We start from the raw sequence: 18301 nt of genomic DNA on the forward strand, positions 1-18301 counted from the left end.
ATGACGACGAATGCGGTGGCAGGTCCCGTGCACGGGGTGACGGAGCACGCGCCGCCGACCGAGAAATCCGGCGCCAACGTCCTTCAGCGCGCGATGCAGGTACGGATCGGCATCATCCCGCTGCCGATCTATCTGGTGCTGCTCGGCCTGATCGCGGCCTTTTCGTTCAAGGGTAAGGTTTCCGGCGAGGTCACGGTGATGATCGCCGTTCTCGTCGTCGGCGGCTTTACTTGCGCCGAGATCGGCAGACGCATCCCGATCCTGAACGCGATCGGCGGGTCGTCACTGGTGACGATCTTCCTGCCTTCGTTCCTGGTCGCGCATCAACTCCTGCCGGCACCGCTGGTGCAGCAGGTGACGACATTCACCAAGTCCACCAACTTCATCTATCTCTTCATCACCGCCGTTGTGGTCGGCTCGATTCTGAGCATGGACCGCCGCGTCCTGATCCAGGGGTTTGTCAAGATCTTCATTCCGCTGATCAGCGGCTCGGTCCTCGCACTCGGCGTCGGCGGCACGGTCGGCTGGTTGTGCGGGATCGGCTTCTGGCGTTCGATCCTCTACGTGGTCGTGCCGGTCATGGCTGGCGGCGTCGGCGAAGGCGCGATCCCGCTCTCGGTCGGCTATGCGGAGGCGCTGGGTCTCAACCAGGGCGCCATGCTCGGCCAGATCCTGCCGCTGGTGTTCTTTGGCAATCTGGTCGCCATCATCTGCTGCGGCGCGCTGAACTCGCTCGGAAAACGGCGACCGGATCTCACCGGCAACGGCCAGCTCCAGCCTGGCGCCGGCGATGCGGCGGATACCGTCTCCGACCGCGCGCATTCGAGTGTCACCCGCATCGACGTCGCGACCGTTGCAGCCGGCGGTATCACCGGCATTGCCATCTACGTGTTTGGTACGCTGATCCACAGCATGATCGGCCTGCCGGCTCCGGTCGCCATGCTGTTCCTGGTCGTGCTGGTCAAGCTACTCCGCGCGGTACCGGCTTCGCTGGAGGAAGGCGCGCGCGTCGTGTTCCGTTTCTTCGTCATCGCGGTGACCTATCCACTGCTGTTTTCCACCGCGGTGGCGCTGACGCCGTGGCACGAACTGGTGGAAGCGTTCCATCCGGCCAACCTGGTGACCATCATCGCGACCGTCGCGACGCTGACGGCGACGGGGTTCTACGTCGGCCGCCTGCTGAAGATGTATCCGATCGAGACCGCGATCGTGAACGCCTGCCACAGCGGCCTTGGCGGTACCGGCGACGTCATGATCCTGACTGCGGCCGAACGGATGGAGCTGATGCCGTTCGCGCAGGTGGCGACCCGGATCGGCGGCGCCATCACCGTGACGCTCGCGATCGTCGCGATGGCCCATTTCAAAGTCATCTAGGCGGAGAGAGCGACGTGCTGATGCGAAGCAAACTGTTCGTTCCGGCCTCGCGGCCCGAATTGTTCGACAAGGCGATGAGTTCCGCCGCCGATGCGCTGTCATTCGATCTCGAGGACGCCGTCGCCCAAAGCCAGAAATCGCAAGCGCGTGCGCTGCTCGCCAGCTTCCTGAGCGAGCTGCCGGCGCCTGACAAGACCATCGTGGTCCGGGTGAACGCGTTCGGTACCGACGAGTTCGGCGCCGACATCGACGCGTTGGCCAGAACCCGGGTCGACATCGTCAACCTGCCGATGGCCGAGGACGCAAGCGCCGTGATCCAGGCGATCGCCAGGATTGAAACGCTACAGACCTCGTCGCGACGGGTCGGCGTACTGCTCAACATCGAGACCCCCAGAGGTCTGCGCAAGGCGGCAGAACTCGCCAGGTCGCATCCGCGGGTGGTGGGGTTGCAGATCGGCTATGCCGACCTGCTCGAACCCTGCGGCATAGCGCGATCCGATCGCGACGCGCTCGCTCACGTCCGCCTCGCAGTGAGGTTTGCGGCCGCCGAGGCCGGCGTCGCCGCCTACGACGGCGCCTTTGCCGCAGTCAAGGACGCCGACGCTTACCGCGCCGAATGCCTGATGGCGAAGGCGCACGGCTTCGCCGGCAAGAGCTGCATCCATCCGAGCCAGATCGCGATCGCCAACGAAACGTTCATGCCCGATGCGGCCGAGATCGCCTGGGCACGCAAAGTGGTGTCGGCGGCCGCCATTGCCGATACCCGCGGCGTCGGCGCCTATCTCGTCGATGGCCACATGATCGACAAACCGTTCGTCGAACGCGCCCGTGCGGTCGTGGCGCTCGCCGACAAATTCGCAACCGAGGTCACGACATGAACCAATTGCACGCCCGCGACTACGAACCCGGCCGGCGCGGAACGCTGGACGGCGTCCGTATCCTCGACCTGTCGCGCCTGTTTGCCGGCAACGTGCTGACGCAGATCCTCGGCGATTTCGGCGCGGAGGTGATCAAGGTCGAACCGCCCGAAGGCGACACGCTGCGCGCCTGGAAGACCGAGGGCATCGAAACCCACTGGAAGGTCTATTCGCGCAACAAGAAGAGCCTGTGCCTGTCGATGCGCGATCCTCGCGCGATCGACATCATCCGGAAGCTGGTGCCATCGGCACAGATCTTCATCGAAAGCTTTCGGCCGGGCATATTGGAGAAGATGGGATTGTCCCCGGAGGCGCTGCTGGCGCTCAATCCGTCGCTGATCATCATCCGGATTTCCGGATGGGGACAGGATGGACCATACGCGCAGCGCCCGGGCTTCGGCACCGTGATCGAGGGCATATCCGGCTTCGCTGCCATCAACGGCTTTGCCGACCGCGAGCCGGTGTTGCCGCCGATGTATCTCGCCGACGGCGTCGCCGGGATCTATGGCGCCTCCGCCGCGATGATCGCGCTACGCGAGGTCGAGATCAACGGCGGCCGCGGCCAGGTGATCGACCTGCCGCTGCTCGATCCGCTGTTTGCAATCCTCAGCCCGCAGGCCGCGAACTACCGGCTCACCGGCAAGGTCAGACAGCGCACCGGCAGCCGCTCCAGCAATTCGGCACCGCGCAATGCCTATCGCTGCGGCGACGGACACTATGTCAGCCTGTCCGGCTCGATCCAGAAGATGGCGGAGCGGCTGTTCCGCGCCATCGGCCGCCCCGACCTGATTGACGACCCGCGCTTCCGCACCAACGCCGACCGCCTGCGGCACGCCGATGAGCTCGATGCCATCATCGGCGAATTCATCGGCGCGCGCACGCAGGCCGAGAACATCGCCTTCTTCGAGCAGGCCGAGGTCACGATCGGCCCGATCTACGACACGCCGCAGATCATGGCCGACCCCCACGTCATCGCTCGCGACCTGATCGCCGACTATCCCGATCCCGAGATGGGCCAAATCCCGATGCATCACGTGGTGCCACGGCTGTCGCAGACGCCGGGCTCGATCCGGACTCCGGCGCCGGCGCTCGGCCAGCACAATCGCGCATTGCTCGATGAAATCGGTATCGATGGCGCCGGCTACGCGGCGCTGGTCGAGGCCGGGGTGGTCTGCGAGACGCCGAACAAGATCGCCTCTGCCCAAGAGCCGCAAGTGACGGAGAATCCTCAATGCCGTACCGGATGACACGAAGGACATTCGTCGGAGCGGCTGCCATAACGGCAGCGGGGCTCGCCCGATCCCATTCAGCGGTCGCCGGGACGGTCCCCAATTCGTCCGGCATCGAGACACCGAAAACGCGGGCCCCGGCGAACGCCTGCGACGCGCATTTCCACATCATCGATCCCCGCTTTCCGACACCGGAAACCACCAAACCCGTGGGTTCGACCTTCGACGACTATCTGCTCCACCAGCGCCGCATCGGAACGACGCGCGCCGTTCCGGTGCAACCGAAGTTTCACCGCACCGATCACACCTGCATCCTGGATGCGCTCGGCCGGCTCGGCAAGAACGGGCGTGGCGTCGGCGTCTGTCATCCGGACGTACCCGATACGGAATTGAAGCGGCTCGATGCCGGCGGCATCCGGGGGCTTCGCTTCAGCGTCTGGAATCCGAGCGACACGGTGACCACGATCGACATGATCGAGCCGCTGGCCAAGCGCATCGCCGGTCTCGGCTGGCACGTCCAGCTTCACATGTCCGGCGATCAGATCGTCGAGACGTCGGCGCTGCTGAACCGCCTGCCCTGCCCGATCGTGTTCGACCACATGGGACGGTTGCCGCCCAAGCAGGGGCCGGAGCATCCCGCGTTCCGCGTCATCGTCGATCTCGCGGGAAAGGACCGCGCCTGGGTCAAGCTCGCCGGCGCCTATCTCAACACCGAGCAGGGCCCGCCCTACGCCGACGCGACGCGGATCGCGCAGGCTTTCGTCAAGGAGGCGCCCGAGCGCCTGGTCTGGGGCAGCGACTGGCCCCACGTCACCGAACCGCGCAAACCCGATGACGCGGAGCTGTTCGATCTGCTCGCGGTGTGGGCCGGCAGCGAAAAGACCCGCGACGCGATCCTGGTCGACAATCCGGCGCGGCTCTATGGGTTCGATCGCTGACGGCCGGAGATCCCCGCAGGATCAGAACGTCAGCGCCTTGGCCTGCTTCACCTGCGGCAAGGACTGCACCTTGCCGAGCAGGTCCGCCGGCACCGCGCCGTCGACCTCGACCAGCGCGATGGCATCGCCGCCCTGCTTGACGCGACCGAGATGGAAGGTCGCGATATTGATTTTCGCATCACCCAGCAGGCTCGCGAACGCGCCGATGAAGCCCGGCTTGTCTTCGTTGGTGACGTAGATCATCGATTTGCCGAACTCGGCGTCGACGCGGATGCCCTTGATGTCGACGAGGCGCGGCTTGCCGTCGGCGTAGACCGTACCGGACACCGAACGCTCCTGGCGCTCGGTGGCGACCGTGACCGTGATCAGGCTCTCATAGTCGCTCTGCGCAGCGCGGACGACCTCGTCGACCACCATGCCGCGCTCCTTGGCGACGATCGGCGCCGAGACCACGTTGACCTCGCCCAGCATCGGACGCAGCAGGCCGGACAGCACCGCCGAGGTGATCGCCTTGATCTTCATCTCGGCGACGTGGCCCTCATAGGTGATGGTGGTCTTGAGGATGCCGCTCTCGGTGAGCTGGCCGGCGAACGAGCCGAGCTTCTCGGCGAGTTCGATGAACGGCTTCAGCTTCGGCGCCTCTTCCGCCGTGATCGAGGGGAAGTTGACCGCGTTCGAGATCGCGCCCGACAGCAGATAATCCGACATCTGCTCGGCGACCTGCAGCGCGACGTTCTCCTGCGCCTCGGTGGTGGAGGCGCCGAGATGCGGGGTGCAGATCACGTTGGGATGGCCGAACAGCACGTTCGACGTCGCCGGCTCCTCGGAGAACACGTCGAAGGCGGCGCCGGCGACATGCTTGGAATTCAGCGCGTCGACCAGCGCCTGCTCGTCGACCAGGCCGCCGCGGGCGCAATTGATGATGCGGACGCCCTTCTTGGTCTTGGCGAGCGCGGCGGCGTCGATCACGTTGCGGGTCTTCTCGGTGAGCGGGGTGTGCAGCGTGATGAAATCGGCGCGCTTCAAGAGGTCGTCGAGCTCGACCTTCTCGACGCCGATGTCCTTGGCGCGCTCCGGCGACAGGAACGGATCGAACGCGATCACCTTCATGCGCAGGCCGAGCGCGCGGTCGGCGACGATCGAGCCGATATTGCCGCAGCCGATCACGCCGAGCGTCTTGGCGGTGATCTCGACGCCCATGAAGCGGTTCTTCTCCCACTTGCCGGCCTGGGTCGAGGCGTCGGCCTGCGGGATCTCGCGCGCCAGCGCCAGCATCAAGGTGATCGCATGCTCGGCGGTCGTGATCGAATTGCCGAACGGCGTGTTCATCACGATGATGCCCTTGGCGGTCGCGGCGGGAATCTCGACATTGTCGACGCCGATGCCGGCGCGGCCGATCACCTTGAGCCGGGTTGCCTTCTCGAGGATCTTGGCGGTTGCCTTGGTCGCCGAGCGGATCGCAAGGCCATCATAATTGCCGATGATCTCGGCGAGCTTGTCCTTGTCCTTGCCGAGGTTGGGCTGGAAATCGACCTCGACGCCGCGGTCCTTGAAGATCTGCACGGCAGCGGGAGACAGCGCGTCGGAAATGAGAACCTTGGGTTTTGTCATTGTGATTGTTCCTCTGCCTGGCAGCGGGCGGGTCGCGCGGACCAATGTGGTGAAGTCTCTGATCACTTCTTCCTCTCCCCGTTGTTACGGGGAGTGGGTTGGGGTGAAGGGCAGCCGCAGGCGAGGAACAAGCCGAGAAGGCCCCTCACCCGGATTGCTGCGCAATCCGACCTCTCCCCAACGGGGAGAGGTGACAAGAGAAGGCTCAAGCCGCCTCTTTAAGCCGCCTTGGGCAACGCTGCCTTGGTCTCGGCAAAGGCCCAGTCGATCCACTGCGTCAGCAGTTCGACGTCCTTGGCTTCGACGGTGGCGCCGCACCAGATCCGCAGGCCGGCCGGCGCATCGCGATAATAGGCGAAGTCGAAGCCGGCGTTCTCCTTCTCGACCAGCGCGACCAGCTTCTTGCAGAAGTCGGCCTGGGCGTCGGCGGGAAGCGAAGTGATCGCGGGATCGGTGAACTTCAGGCACACCGAGGTGTTGGAGCGGATCGCAGGATCCTTGGCCAGGAAGTCGATCCAGGGCGTCCGTGCCTTCCAGTCGGCGAGCGCCTTGGTGTTGGCGTCGGCGCGCGCGATCAGGGCCTTGAGCCCGCCGATCGACTTCGCCCAGGCCAGCGCGTCGAGATAATCCTCGACGCACAGCATCGACGGCGTGTTGATGGTTTCGCCTTCGAAGATGCCCTGGTTGAGCTTGCCGCCCTTGGTGAGGCGGAAGATTTTCGGCAGCGGCCAGGCCGGCTTGTAGGTCTCGAGCCGCTCCACCGCGCGCGGCGACAGGATCAGCATGCCGTGCGCAGCCTCACCGCCGAGCGCCTTCTGCCAGGAGAAGGTGACGACGTCGAGCTTGGCGAAATCGAGCGGCTGTGCGAACGCGGCCGAGGTGGCGTCGCAGATCGTCAGGCCTTCGCGGGTCGCGCTGATCCAGTCCGCGTTCGGCACGCGCACGCCAGACGTGGTGCCGTTCCAGGTGAACACGACGTCCGACGCCGGATCGACCTTGGAGAGATCGGGGATTTCACCGTAAGCCGCGTTCAGCTTGGTGACGTCCTTCAGCTTCAATTCCTTGACGATATCGCTGACCCAGCCTTCGCCGAAGGATTCCCAGGCGAGCGTGGTGACGGGCCGCGCGCCGAGCAGCGACCACAGCGCCATCTCGACCGCGCCGGTGTCCGACGCCGGCACGATACCGATCTTGTAATCGGCAGGCACCTCAAGCACTTCGCGCGTCAGTTCGATCGCGAGTTTGAGCTTGGCCTTGCCGACCTTCGCGCGGTGCGAACGGCCGAGGGCGGCATCCTTGAGATTGGTGGGGTTCCAGCCGGGGCGCTTGGCACACGGGCCGGAGGAGAAATGCGGCACATTGGGCCGCGAAGCGGGCTTCGCTGCAGTCATGATCTACCCTTCCAGATAGCTGCCTCTCGGTGGGGAGAGGTATCCCGCCATCGCAGATAGTGGAAAGGTCGGCGAACGTCAAGGAAGTTCGGACTTGTCCGGAACCACGTCGCGATCACGGCTGATTGAAGGGGATTGCTCAAGCGTCTGCACGGTCGTTCCCTGATCCAGCAGATCCGTCGCAAGCGTCACCAGCTTGACCGCCTTGCGCCTGCTCGAAACTTTCAAAATGCTCTTATCGCCGGCCTGCACGATGTACTCGTTGCCGACCCGCACGATCGAATAATCCGACATCCAAATCCCCAGTTGCCCGCGCCCCGTGGGAGACGCTGGACATATCGGACTCGTTCCGACCGGTAAAATCGTGGAGACCGGCGTAGTTTACTGGTTCTTAACCGGACAGCAGAGCAGCGACTACCGCAGGCATTGCCGGATAGGCGGCACAACCTCTTGCGCACGCCTCAGAAGCGAATCGTCATGCCGACATGGCTGCGTGTAAAACCAAGCCGTTCATAGAAGCGTTGCGCATCGACGCGGGTGTGATGCGTCAGCAGCTCGACCATCATGCAACCTCTCTCGCGCGCTTCCGCGACCGCCCATTGCACCAGCCGCTCGCCAATGCCGCGGCCGCGACAATGCGTTGCGACGCGGACGTCCTCGAGCAGGCCGCGGCAGCCGCCCTGGGAGCTGATGCCAGCCAGCACCGCGAGTTGCAGGCAGCCGACGACAGTTTCTTCCCCGTCGACGGCGACGACGAGTTGCAGATTGGGATCGCGTTCGACCCGCTCGAATGCCTCATAATAGCCTTGCGGCAACGGATCCTCGATCCGCTCGCGGGCACGGCCGAGCGCATCATCCGCCAGCATGCCGACGATGGTGGCAACATCCTCGCGGCGCGCGCGACGAATCGAGATCGATGAAGCTTGGGTCATGTCGGTGTGCACCAGAGGTCAGCGGGCCGGCGGCAGTCCGAGCACCTGCTCGGCATCGGCGATCCAGCGCCGGACCATGGGATAATTCTTGAGTTCGAGACCACCATCCTCCGCGACCCGCGTATAGGCGAGCAGCGAGACGTCGGCGAGCGAGAACGCATCGCCGACCAGGAATCGCGCGCCCGCCAGATGCCGCTCGAGATGAGCGAGCGCGATATGGCCGCGCTGCAACAGATTCGGATCGATCTCCGAGACGGCCTTGCCGAGATACACGGCCTGAAAGCGGCAGACGGCGACATAGGGCTCGTGGCTGTTCTGCTCCCAGAACATCCAGGCATCCATCTGCGCCGCGCGATAAGCATCGCTCGGGATCAGATCGCTGCCGCGCGCGAGGTAGCGGATGATGGCGTTGGATTGCGCGAGCATGCGGCCGTCATCCAGCTCCACCGTCGGCACCTGCCCCCAGCCGTTGCGCGCGAGGAATTCCGGCGTCCGGCTGCCGCCCTTCATGGTGTCGATCTCGACCCATGTGTATGGCAGCGCCAGCCTGTCGCACACCCACTTCACCTTCAGGCAATTGCCTGAATTGGCGTCGCCGTAGATTTTCATGTGAGGTCGCTCCGCTTGCGGAACGATATCCGATCAGCCGCACATTACGGAGTCAAGCGACGCGGCGTTGCTCAGAACTTGTAGCCGATGCCGGCGCGCGCACTGTTCACCGTGACCGCCGTATTCTCGACCGACATGAACCTGATGTATTCCCATTCGCCGCGCACGAACACATTGCCCCAGAGCATGTATTCCATGCCGATGCCGGCGGTCCAACCGACCGCGTAATTGTTGGACCTGCCCTGGGTCTGGGTCTGCGACACTTGCGGCAAAGGATTGATCGGGCCGTATGTGGTGGTGGTAGCGCCGGTGACGGGATTGGTTGAGGTCGTAGCCTGCTGCAACGATGCCTGGCTCGTGACGGTGCGCGCGACGTCGATGCGGCCGACGGCAAGGCCGCCGAAGATATAAGGCAGGAAGTCTCCGGTCGCCCAGCCAGCACGTCCCCTGAACGTGATCGCGTCCCTGATCTGCGCGGTGGCGGCGCCATCGAGCTGGACCCGGTAGATGTCGGTCACACCGGGAGGCGGATTGTCACCGGCCGGGTTGATGATGGACAGCGGCCCGATCGAGCCAGAGGTCGTCATCGCCAGATTGCCGATATAATTGTAATTGGCTTCGACGCCGAGCACGACATCGTCCCACTGGTAGTTGCGGCCGACGAAGCCACCGAAGCCGGTGCCTTGTGTACTGGCCTTGCTCAACAGCGCCCATTGCGACGTCGGCTCCTGAAGCACGCTGTTGCGGAAGATGTAGTTCGTCTGGCCGACGACCGTCTGGCTGAAATCCGTGGTCGCCGAGGAGTAACCGACCTGGCCACCGGCATACCAGCCGTCCCAGTTCCTAGTGGGCGCGCTTGAAGCGGGAAGACTGCCACGAAGAAAATCGGGCATGTCGGCCGCGTGCGCGCCGGTTGCCGCCCCGAACATCATCGCCGCCAGCAAGAACCTACGCATCGCAACGCTCCATCCACTCACCGAATGCGCGTTGATCATCGCCTGTTAACCTTAACCAATCGTTGTCGTCGCCCGCTTTCAAGCATGCAAGTTGCAGGAAGTTCGAACCCAGGACGCAAAGCAAAACGGCGCGGGATGGTCCCGCGCCGTTGCAATCGTTAACCGTGAAGGCTCGAAATTAACCCTTGCGGATCAGCACCGGCGGCGGCGGAGGCGGCAGCACGTCGCAGCAGGGCAGGTTGAAGCGCACGCCAAGCTTGACGTCCTGCGAGGTCATGTCGCGATACTGGAAGCTCGAGGGACCGGCCGGCGTGCCATCGAAGAAGTGACCCTGCCCCTGGCCGGCAGTGCCCATGTCGAGATAGCGATAGGCCAGTTCAACCGTGAAGTTGTTGGTGACCTTGTAGGCGACACCGGCATGCAGTGCCCAGGCGAAGTTGGTCTTGGTCGCGCCGTCGGCGATGTACGAGCTGGTCAGCCCGGATCCGCTCGGGAACGTCGCATTGTCGGAGAAGGCCGAGGTTTTGATCACAGCGGCACCGACACCAGCGCCGATGAACGGAGTCAAGCAACCCCAAGTGCCGAGATCGGCATAGACGTTCACGAGGCCGACCCAGCTCTGGACGCCGCCATGATAGGTGTCAGCGAGCGAGCTCGGCCCGGGGAACGTGAAGAAGTCGGTGCCGTTGAAGCTCACCTTCGAGCGATACTCACCGGTGATGTCGGCGCGGAACCAGCTGTTGAACTGATAGCCGACGCCGAGGCCAAACAGCATGCCGCTGTCGAAGCCCGCGCCGTACTGATTGAACGCGGTGCCGGCAGGCAGCGTGTCATAGGCGTTGACGTGCAGCTTGCCGCTGGTGTTGGTCATGCCGATATCGCCGCGCAGATACCAGCCACCGAAATCCTGGACCGGCGGGGGAGCATACGCCATCGGGGGCGGCGGCATGATGGGCATGTCGGCAGCGAACGCTGCCGCCGAGGACAACAGAGATGCCGCTCCCGCGGCAATCAGGGTCTTTACGCTACGCATTGGCTTCGTCCTTTTGGGCCAAGTGAGGCGACACGAAAAGCCCCACGTCTGAAACTCACAGGCGGACGATGGCAGCAAATGTTTAAGCGGCACTTAACCCTAATTTTTAAGGTTGATTTTCTCTCACCTTCTGCTGCGGCTGTTGCTTATGGGTCCATAGATTCGCGCATGCGGCAGCGAACCATGGCGATCCCGCCACAGGTGCTAACGAAGCGTTGACATCCGCGCGCCGTTTGCAGCGCACGCAAGCTGCGTGGGTTAGCGAATGCTTAATGCTGGTACGCCGTCGGTGCTCCGCGGCCGCGCGTTCAGCGAACGGCCTTCGGCATCTTCGGCAGGAACACCGCGAGCAGACCGATCGCCGGCAGGAACGCGCACAGCTGATAGACGTAGGCGATGCTGGTGTGGTCGGCGAGCTTGCCGAGCACCGCCGCGCCGAGACCACCGATCCCGAACGCGACGCCGAAGAACAGGCCGGAGATCATGCCGAAGCGATGCGGCATCAGTTCCTGCGCGAACACGATGATCGCCGACGTCGCCGACGAGATGATCAGGCCGATCACGACCGTCAGCACGGCACTCGTGAACAGGCCGGCATAGGGCAGCGCCAGCGTGAACGGCAGCGCACCGAGGATCGAGAACCAGATCACGTATTTGCGGCCGAAGCGATCACCCAGCGGCCCGCCGAAGAACGTGCCCACGGCGTTCGCGGCGAGGAAGATGAAGAGGTAGAGCTGCGCCGCCTGCGTCGAGACGTCGAACCTGTCCATCAGGTAGAAGATGTAATAGCTCGACAGGCTCGAGACGTAGAGCTGCTTGGAGAACAGCAGCGCCACCAGCACGACGAGTGCGATCATCACGCGCCGCTGGTCCGGATGGTCAGGATGGCGCTCGATGACGGCGGCCTTCCTCGCCGCGATCTGCGGCTTGTACCAGACGCCGATGCGCCAAAGGGTCACGATGGCGAGGAACGCGATCGAGGAGAACCAGGCGATCGAGGGTTGGCCGAACGGCACCACGATCAGGGCGGCGAGCACCGGCCCCATCGAGGTGCCGAAACTGCCGCCGAGCTGGAACACCGATTGCGCGAAGCCGTAACGGCCGCCGGAAGCGAGCCGCGCGATGCGCGAGGATTCCGGGTGGAACACTGCGGAGCCGAGCCCGACCAGCGACGCGGCGATCAGGATGATCCCGTAGGAGTGCGCGACGCTGAGCAGCAACAGGCCGAAGAAGGTGAAGCCCATGCCGATCGCGAGCGAGAACGGCTGCGCCTTCTTGTCGGTGACATGCCCGACCAACGGCTGCAACAGCGAGGCCGTGAACTGGAACGCCAGCGTGATCATGCCGATCTGGGCGAAGTCGAGCGCGTAATTATCCTTCAGGATCGGATAGACCGAGGCGATCAGCGACTGCATCGTATCGTTGAGGAAATGCGAGAAGCTGATGCCGGCGAGCACCACATAGGCCGGCCCCGCGACGACCGCTTTCGCGGTCTGCGCCGCCGTCAGTTCCGGCACCAGCACCGGCTCGCCCAGTGCCTCTTCGCTCACGACAGGCTTGTTCAATGCAGCATTCCCGGAATGGATTCGCAAATACCTCCGTGTCGTACGACGCGAAGGTAGCCGGGACCAGTTGCGCTAGCCGATGGCAGCGATGCGTTGCGTGGTTCTCACCGCTACCGTCTCGTCGCCCCGTCATCCTGAGGAGCGCGCAGCGCGTCTCGAAGGATGAACGGCCCGGCTGATCGCGGTGCATCCTTCGAGACGCGGCCAAGTGGCCGCTCCTCAGGATGACGGAAACGTCGACCGGAGAGCTCGGCGCTCAAGCCGCGGCGGCGTGGCCGAGTGCGTTGACGATGTTGTCGACGACCTCTTCCACCAGGATGCGATCGTCACCCTCGCCCATGACGCGGATCACCGGCTCGGTGCCGGAGGGACGGATCAAGAGGCGGCCATGGCCGTTGAGGCGCTTCTCGCCGTCGGTGATCGCGGACTTGACCTCGGCGGAGTCGAGCGGCTTGCCGCTGCGATAGCGCACGTTCTTCAGAATTTGGGGCAATGGATCAAAACGCCGGCAAACTTCCGAGACCGGCCGGCGCAGCTTCTGCACCACGGCGAGCACCTGCAACGCCGCAACGAAGCCGTCGCCGGTCGTTGCATAGTCGGACAGGATGATGTGGCCGGATTGCTCGCCACCGAGATTGTAGCCGCCGCTCAGCATCTGCTCGAGCACGTAGCGGTCGCCGACGGGCGTACGGATCAGTTGCACGCCATGGCCTTGCAGGAACCGCTCGAGGCCGAGATTGGACATCACGGTGGCGACGATACCGGGCTTGGCGAGGCGGCCGTCTTCCTTCCAGCTCTGCGCGATCACCGCGAGCAGCTGGTCGCCGTCGACGATATGGCCGCGTTCATCGACCAGGATGACGCGGTCGGCATCGCCGTCGAGCGCAATGCCGATGTCGGCGCGCATCTCGCGCACCTTCCGGGCGAGCGCCTCGGGCGAGGTCGAGCCGCATTCCTTGTTGATGTTGAAGCCGTCCGGTTCGACACCGATCGGCACCACGTCGGCGCCGAGCTCCCACAGCGCCTCGGGCACCACCTTGTAGGCAGCGCCATTGGCGCAATCGATCACGACCCGCAGACCGTCGAGCGAGAGGTCGCGCGGCAAGGTACGCTTGGCGAATTCGATGTAGCGGTCATGGACGCCGTCGATGCGGCGGGCACGGCCGAGGCTCGCGCTCTGCGCAAGGCGGCGGTCGAGCGATTCGTCGAGCAGTTGCTCGATCTGCTTCTCGACGTCGTCCGACAGCTTGAAGCCCTGCGGACCGAACAACTTGATGCCGTTGTCCTCGAACAAATTGTGCGATGCCGAAATCATGACGCCGAGGTCGGCGCGCATCGACTTGGTCAGCATCGCGACCGCCGGCGTCGGCATCGGGCCGAGCAGCAGCACGTCCATGCCGACCGAGGTGAAGCCCGCGACCATGGCGTATTCGATCATGTAGCCGGACAGCCGCGTGTCCTTGCCGATGACGACCCGATGGCGATGGTCGCCACGCTGAAACACAAGGCCTGCGGCCTGCCCCACCTTGAGCGCGAGCTCCGGCGTGATTAGCCCATTGGCGCGGCCCCGAATTCCATCGGTCCCGAAATATTTGCGGCTCATGATACCCCCAACACGGACCTCTCGAACCACACCGCGAGACAGTCCCGAACGCCCACCAGTCTAGCGTGCATCGGCCTTATAGACTGTCAGACGCTAAAACGACTTCAAAAAATATGATGAATCATTACCGCCGCCGAACCCCATGGTTCGACCTTAAGGCACTGAAAAATATAATATTACCACCTCTACCGCAATCCCGGAAACGGCCCGCGGCCATTACCCCTTGCCGTTGCGCCTGACGTGCTGGTCGCCCTTGGTGGGGGCCGGCTGGGTGACGTTGACCGGGTCGGAACCGGGAAACGTCTCTTTCAGCCCCTCCTCCAGGGCCTCGTCGAGCCGGCGCTTTTCGGCGTTCTCATCCGCTTTCGGCTTCGAGCCTGATTGCGTCATCGTGCTCTCCCATCCGTCTTCGATTTGGCAGGCCATCCAACCATGCTAGATGACGGCAGGACCGAACATCTGCAAGAACTCGCCTCAGAACTTGCGGCAAAGAAGAAGGGCCGGGAACGTCCATGAAGCACATTACCTGCATCGAAGACCTGCGCCAGCTGCACAAGCGCCGGGTGCCGAAGGCGTTCTTCGACTATGCGGATCGCGGCTCCTACACCGAGGACACGCTGCGCGCCAACTCTGAGGACCTGCAACAGATCAAGTTCCGCCAGCGCATCCTGGTCGACGTGTCCAGGCGCAGCCTCGCGACAACGATCCTGGGCGAGCCCTCGGCGATGCCGCTGATCCTCGCGCCGGTCGGCCTGCTCGGCATGCAGCATGGCGACGGCGAGATCCATGCCTGCCGCGCGGCGCAGGCGGCCGGCATCCCCTTCACCCAGAGCACGATGTCGATCTGCTCGATCGAGGACATCGCAGCCGCCGTCGACAAGCCGTTCTGGTTCCAGCTCTACGTCATGAAGGACCGCGGCTTCATCAAGTCGCTGATCGAGCGCGCGATCGCGGCGAAATGCTCGGCGCTGGTGTTGACCGTCGACTTGCAGGTGATCGGCCAGCGCCACCAGGACATCAAGAACGGCATGACGGTGCCGCCGGAATGGTCGCTGTCGAAGCTGATCGATTTCGCGACCAAGCCGGCCTGGGTCTCCGGCGTGCTGCAAGGCAAGCGCCGCACCTTCGGCAACATCGCCGGTCACGTCAAAGGCATGGACGACATCGTCAAGCTGTCGGAATGGACGGCATCGCAGTTCGACACCACGCTGAACTGGAAGGACATCGACTGGATCCGCAGCATCTGGCCGGGCAAGCTGATCCTGAAGGGCATTCTCGATGTCGAGGACGCCGAGCTTGCCGCCAAGAGCGGCGCGCAGGCGATCGTGGTCTCCAACCATGGCGGCCGCCAGCTCGACGGCGCCCCCTCCTCGATCGAGGTGCTGCCCGAGATCGCCGACGCGGTCGGCTCGCAGCTCGAGATCATGTTCGACGGCGGCATCCGCACCGGCATGGACATCATGCGCGCGCTGGCGCTCGGCGCGAAGTCCTGCATGATCGGCCGCGCCTATGCCTACGGCCTCGGTGCCGGCGGGCAGCAAGGCGTCGCCAAGGCGCTCGACATCCTCGGCAAGGAGCTCACCACGACGATGGGCCTGTGCGGCGTCAATACGATCGCCGAGATCGACGACAAGGTGCTGGCGGTTTAGCTCCCAGCCACACACTCTTCGTCGTCCCCGCGAAAGCCGGGACGACGGAGTAGCGTGTGGCCTGAGATCCCGGGTCCGATGCCACGCATCGCCCCGGGATGACGCTTCGCGTCACATCGGCGGGGTGATGCCGTCGCGCCCGACATTGACGCGGTTGGCTTCCAGGGTGCCGTCGTCCTTTTTCATCGCGCCGAAGATGATGATCTTGGCGCCCGGCTTCAGCTCCGACTTGTCGCCGGCGACGAAGGTGACGATCGGCGTGCCCGGCGGCACCACGACCTTCTTCTCACCGTCCTTGTACTTCACGGTGATGTTCTGGCCGTCGGTGCCCTTCACCGTCTCGGCGACGGTGGCGTTGGTCATGGTCGAGTTGGCGCGCAGATCCCATGGACGAAAGCCCTCAGCGGCGCCGCGCTGGTTCTCCGGGAAGATGTGGACTGCGATTGCCTTCTGCGTTCCGTCAGGCTCGGGCATCGCGGTGACGCCGATATAGGAACCGGGCTTGATCTCCGACAGGTCGGTCTTGGCGACGCCGAACACCGCGACGTTGTCGGTCGTCCGCACCTTCATGTCGGTGCCGTCGCGCGACTTGATCGACAGCATCGCGCCGTCGACGGCTTCGATGGTGCCGCGAATGCGCGTGGTCGGCGGCTGTTGCGCCGATGCGACTGATGCAAAGGCAACGAGAAGCAATGCGGCAAGGAGCGGCGATTTCGGCATGGTGTCCCTCATGGGTTGGGCTGGCGATTCAGGGAACACCGGGGAATTGGCGGTATTCCGTGCGTGTCGCATCTCCGCGGGAGAGAGGACATGCAGGACAACTACGCGCGGGATGACAGGCTGTTACTGCGATAACGGACAGGTGATGCAACGCTCCTTTCCTTCTCCCCTTGATGGGAGCGAGTTCTTGACGTCACATCGGCGGCGTCAGCCCGTCGCGGCCGACGCTGACGCGATCGGTCTCGAACGAGCCGTCGGGCAATTTCTTCATGAAGGCGATGACCTTGGCGCCGGCCTTCAGATCCGTCTTGTCACCGGGAACATAGGTCACGACCGGCGTATCCGGCCCGACCTGCACCTTCTTCTCGCCGTCCTTGTATTTGACCAGCAAGGTCTGGCCGTCATTGCTGACCACGGATTGCGAGACCGTCGCGTTGGTCATGCTGCTGTTCGGCTTCAGATCGTAGGGCCGCGACCCTTCGCCGGTGCCGCGCATGTTCTCGGGGAACACATGCACCTCGACCGCCTTCGGCACGCCGTCGGGTCCGGGCACCGTGGTCGTGCCGATGAAGGAACCGACCTTGATGTCGGACAGCGCGATCTTGGTCAGGCCAAGCACCACCATGTTGCCCGCCATGTGCAGCTTGACCTCTTCGCCGCTGCGCGACTTCACCGCCAGCGTATCGCCGTCGACGCTCTCGACGGTTCCACGGACCCGCGTCGGCGTCGGCGGCTGCTGCGCGAGCGCAGAGAGCGTGGACGCCGTCACCATCGCGAGTGCGATGAACGGACGAATGACATGGGAACGACTGGCAGGCATCATCGATCTCCGGGAAGAACGCGGGGTGACGTAGCACGAGACCCCGGCCCGGAGAGGCTATTCCCGGCCTCAAGTCTTTGTGAGATCGGCCTCGACCAGCGCGCGCAGTTCGGCGGTGACTTCAGGGCGCTGCCCGAACCATAATTCAAAGCCGCGCACCGCCTGGTGCAGCAGCATGCCGAGCCCGTCCGCGGTCTTCAGGGAGCGTGCCTGCGCGGCCGCCAGCAACGGCGTCACCAGCGGGACATAGACAATATCGGAAACAACCGCGCCCTGTGGCAACAGCCCGACATCGATCTCCAATGGAGGCTGGCCGTGCATGCCGAGCGACGTGGTGTTGACGAGCAGACCGGCACGCGGCAGCAAATCGCCGACCGTGTCCCAGGTCGCCGGAAAAACCCGCGCGCCAAACTGCTCTGCGAGCGCGCGGGCACGGTCGATGGTGCGGTTGACCAGATGCACGCGCGCGATCCCACGTTCGATCAGGCCGAACACCACCGCGCGCGCCGCGCCGCCGGCGCCGAGCACCAGCACGTCCTCCGCCTTGTCCCAGCCGGGCGCGCAGGCGTCGAGATTGTTGATGAAGCCTTCGACATCGGTGTTGGTCGAGCGCAATTCGCCATCGGCGAACCACAGCGTGTTGGCGGCGCCGACCGCGCGGGCACGCTCATCCGGGGTCGACAGCGCCAGCGCCTGCTCCTTGTGCGGAAGGGTGACGTTGGCGCCGACGAAACCGCGCAGCGACAGGCGGAACAGGAAATCCTTGAAATCCTGCGGCGGCACCGCCTCGATCACATAGCCGCCCTCGATGCCGAGGGTGCGCAGCCAGTAATGATGGATCAGCGGCGAGCGGGAATGCGCCGCCGGCCAGCCGATCAGGCACGCCGCACGGGTCTTGCCTTGGGATGTCGGGCTCGAGGATGTCATGGCCGTGACATCGGCCAAGGCAAGCGC

18 protein-coding genes are annotated in these 18301 nt (G+C 64.4%); 5 read left to right on the forward strand and 13 right to left on the reverse strand.

Annotated elements, in window-relative coordinates:
- The 4 genes from B2W55_RS12545 to B2W55_RS12560 are packed head-to-tail and all read left to right on the forward strand — an operon-like array spanning position 1 to position 4458.
- Complete coding sequence (locus B2W55_RS12545; protein WP_244442349.1) at positions 1-1374, forward strand: 2-hydroxycarboxylate transporter family protein; 1374 nt, start codon at positions 1-3, stop codon at positions 1372-1374.
- Between the two features lie 20 nt (positions 1375-1394).
- On the forward strand, positions 1395-2252 hold the full coding sequence (locus B2W55_RS12550; RefSeq protein ID WP_024585112.1) for an HpcH/HpaI aldolase/citrate lyase family protein: 858 nt from the start codon (positions 1395-1397) through the stop codon (positions 2250-2252).
- Positions 2249-3538, forward strand: coding sequence for a CaiB/BaiF CoA transferase family protein (locus B2W55_RS12555; protein WP_024585113.1), 1290 nt, complete (start codon positions 2249-2251; stop codon positions 3536-3538). The genes B2W55_RS12550 and B2W55_RS12555 overlap by 4 nt, the downstream gene beginning before the upstream one ends.
- On the forward strand, positions 3535-4458 hold the full coding sequence (locus B2W55_RS12560; protein ID WP_371412496.1) for an amidohydrolase family protein: 924 nt from the start codon (positions 3535-3537) through the stop codon (positions 4456-4458). Before B2W55_RS12555 ends, B2W55_RS12560 begins: the two co-directional genes overlap by 4 nt.
- A gap of 21 nt (positions 4459-4479) precedes the next feature.
- On the opposite strand, the gene serA is transcribed toward B2W55_RS12560, so the two are convergent.
- The 10 genes from serA to B2W55_RS12610 all read right to left on the reverse strand — a co-directional run bounded on the left by serA (position 4480) and on the right by B2W55_RS12610 (position 14548).
- Entirely contained in the window at positions 4480-6069 is a 1590-nt protein-coding gene (gene serA / locus B2W55_RS12565) for a phosphoglycerate dehydrogenase (RefSeq protein WP_024585115.1), read from the reverse strand.
- A gap of 218 nt (positions 6070-6287) precedes the next feature.
- Positions 6288-7460, reverse strand: coding sequence for a phosphoserine transaminase (locus B2W55_RS12570; RefSeq protein ID WP_024585116.1), 1173 nt, complete (start codon positions 7458-7460; stop codon positions 6288-6290).
- A gap of 78 nt (positions 7461-7538) precedes the next feature.
- Entirely contained in the window at positions 7539-7754 is a 216-nt protein-coding gene (locus B2W55_RS12575; protein WP_024585117.1) for a hypothetical protein, read from the reverse strand.
- A 167-nt stretch (positions 7755-7921) separates the two neighbouring features.
- The gene (locus B2W55_RS12580) at positions 7922-8392 is read right to left on the reverse strand and encodes a GNAT family N-acetyltransferase (RefSeq protein ID WP_024585118.1); all 471 of its coding nucleotides are present in this window, start codon (positions 8390-8392) and stop codon (positions 7922-7924) included.
- A gap of 18 nt (positions 8393-8410) precedes the next feature.
- Entirely contained in the window at positions 8411-9001 is a 591-nt protein-coding gene (locus tag B2W55_RS12585) for a glutathione S-transferase family protein (protein ID WP_024585119.1), read from the reverse strand.
- Positions 9002-9072: 71 nt separating this feature from the next.
- Complete coding sequence (locus B2W55_RS12590) at positions 9073-9957, reverse strand: outer membrane protein (protein WP_024585120.1); 885 nt, start codon at positions 9955-9957, stop codon at positions 9073-9075.
- Positions 9958-10135: 178 nt separating this feature from the next.
- Complete coding sequence (locus B2W55_RS12595) at positions 10136-10990, reverse strand: outer membrane protein (protein ID WP_024585121.1); 855 nt, start codon at positions 10988-10990, stop codon at positions 10136-10138.
- A gap of 308 nt (positions 10991-11298) precedes the next feature.
- Positions 11299-12555 (reverse strand): MFS transporter, encoded by a 1257-nt coding sequence (locus tag B2W55_RS12600; RefSeq protein ID WP_024585122.1) that lies wholly within the window; start codon positions 12553-12555, stop codon positions 11299-11301.
- 256 nt (positions 12556-12811) lie between these two features.
- Positions 12812-14158 (reverse strand): phosphoglucosamine mutase, encoded by a 1347-nt coding sequence (gene glmM / locus B2W55_RS12605; protein ID WP_024585123.1) that lies wholly within the window; start codon positions 14156-14158, stop codon positions 12812-12814.
- Positions 14159-14374: 216 nt separating this feature from the next.
- Positions 14375-14548, reverse strand: coding sequence for a hypothetical protein (locus B2W55_RS12610; RefSeq protein WP_168200263.1), 174 nt, complete (start codon positions 14546-14548; stop codon positions 14375-14377).
- Between the two features lie 122 nt (positions 14549-14670).
- Here B2W55_RS12610 and B2W55_RS12615 point away from each other — a divergent pair, with 122 nt between their 5' ends.
- Positions 14671-15807 carry an alpha-hydroxy acid oxidase gene (locus B2W55_RS12615; RefSeq protein WP_024585124.1) on the forward strand — a complete coding sequence of 379 codons (1137 nt, stop codon included), beginning with the start codon at positions 14671-14673 and terminating at the stop codon, positions 15805-15807.
- A 111-nt stretch (positions 15808-15918) separates the two neighbouring features.
- Here the strand turns inward: B2W55_RS12615 and B2W55_RS12620 are convergent, their stop codons facing one another.
- The 3 genes from B2W55_RS12620 to B2W55_RS12630 all read right to left on the reverse strand — a co-directional run bounded on the left by B2W55_RS12620 (position 15919) and on the right by B2W55_RS12630 (position 18274).
- The gene (locus B2W55_RS12620) at positions 15919-16527 is read right to left on the reverse strand and encodes a hypothetical protein (protein WP_024585125.1); all 609 of its coding nucleotides are present in this window, start codon (positions 16525-16527) and stop codon (positions 15919-15921) included.
- 193 nt (positions 16528-16720) lie between these two features.
- The gene (locus B2W55_RS12625; protein ID WP_162487059.1) at positions 16721-17299 is read right to left on the reverse strand and encodes a hypothetical protein; all 579 of its coding nucleotides are present in this window, start codon (positions 17297-17299) and stop codon (positions 16721-16723) included.
- A gap of 117 nt (positions 17300-17416) precedes the next feature.
- Positions 17417-18274 (reverse strand): shikimate dehydrogenase, encoded by an 858-nt coding sequence (locus tag B2W55_RS12630; RefSeq protein WP_043855667.1) that lies wholly within the window; start codon positions 18272-18274, stop codon positions 17417-17419.
- Positions 18275-18301: the final 27 nt, after the last annotated feature.

Source organism: Bradyrhizobium sp. UBA2491, assembly GCF_002341725.1.
GTDB lineage: Bacteria > Pseudomonadota > Alphaproteobacteria > Rhizobiales > Xanthobacteraceae > Bradyrhizobium.

Bases quoted from the DNA above. Each gene is read 5' to 3' on its own strand.
- B2W55_RS12555 (WP_024585113.1), top strand. From the start codon at position 2,249: ATGAACCAATTGCACGCCCGCGACTACGAACCCGGCCGGCGCGGAACG.
- B2W55_RS12545 (WP_244442349.1), top strand. From the start codon at position 1: ATGACGACGAATGCGGTGGCAGGTCCCGTGCACGGGGTGACGGAGCAC.
- B2W55_RS12625 (WP_162487059.1), bottom strand. From the start codon at position 17,299: ATGGTGACGGCGTCCACGCTCTCTGCGCTCGCGCAGCAGCCGCCGACG.
- B2W55_RS12630 (WP_043855667.1), bottom strand. From the start codon at position 18,274: ATGACATCCTCGAGCCCGACATCCCAAGGCAAGACCCGTGCGGCGTGC.
- B2W55_RS12550 (WP_024585112.1), top strand. From the start codon at position 1,395: ATGCGAAGCAAACTGTTCGTTCCGGCCTCGCGGCCCGAATTGTTCGAC.
- serA (WP_024585115.1), bottom strand. From the start codon at position 6,069: ATGACAAAACCCAAGGTTCTCATTTCCGACGCGCTGTCTCCCGCTGCC.
- B2W55_RS12610 (WP_168200263.1), bottom strand. From the start codon at position 14,548: ATGACGCAATCAGGCTCGAAGCCGAAAGCGGATGAGAACGCCGAAAAG.
- B2W55_RS12570 (WP_024585116.1), bottom strand. From the start codon at position 7,460: ATGACTGCAGCGAAGCCCGCTTCGCGGCCCAATGTGCCGCATTTCTCC.
- B2W55_RS12620 (WP_024585125.1), bottom strand. From the start codon at position 16,527: ATGCCGAAATCGCCGCTCCTTGCCGCATTGCTTCTCGTTGCCTTTGCA.
- B2W55_RS12590 (WP_024585120.1), bottom strand. From the start codon at position 9,957: ATGCGTAGGTTCTTGCTGGCGGCGATGATGTTCGGGGCGGCAACCGGC.
- B2W55_RS12585 (WP_024585119.1), bottom strand. From the start codon at position 9,001: ATGAAAATCTACGGCGACGCCAATTCAGGCAATTGCCTGAAGGTGAAG.
- B2W55_RS12575 (WP_024585117.1), bottom strand. From the start codon at position 7,754: ATGTCGGATTATTCGATCGTGCGGGTCGGCAACGAGTACATCGTGCAG.
- glmM (WP_024585123.1), bottom strand. From the start codon at position 14,158: ATGAGCCGCAAATATTTCGGGACCGATGGAATTCGGGGCCGCGCCAAT.
- B2W55_RS12615 (WP_024585124.1), top strand. From the start codon at position 14,671: ATGAAGCACATTACCTGCATCGAAGACCTGCGCCAGCTGCACAAGCGC.
- B2W55_RS12560 (WP_371412496.1), top strand. From the start codon at position 3,535: ATGACACGAAGGACATTCGTCGGAGCGGCTGCCATAACGGCAGCGGGG.
- B2W55_RS12580 (WP_024585118.1), bottom strand. From the start codon at position 8,392: ATGACCCAAGCTTCATCGATCTCGATTCGTCGCGCGCGCCGCGAGGAT.
- B2W55_RS12595 (WP_024585121.1), bottom strand. From the start codon at position 10,990: ATGCGTAGCGTAAAGACCCTGATTGCCGCGGGAGCGGCATCTCTGTTG.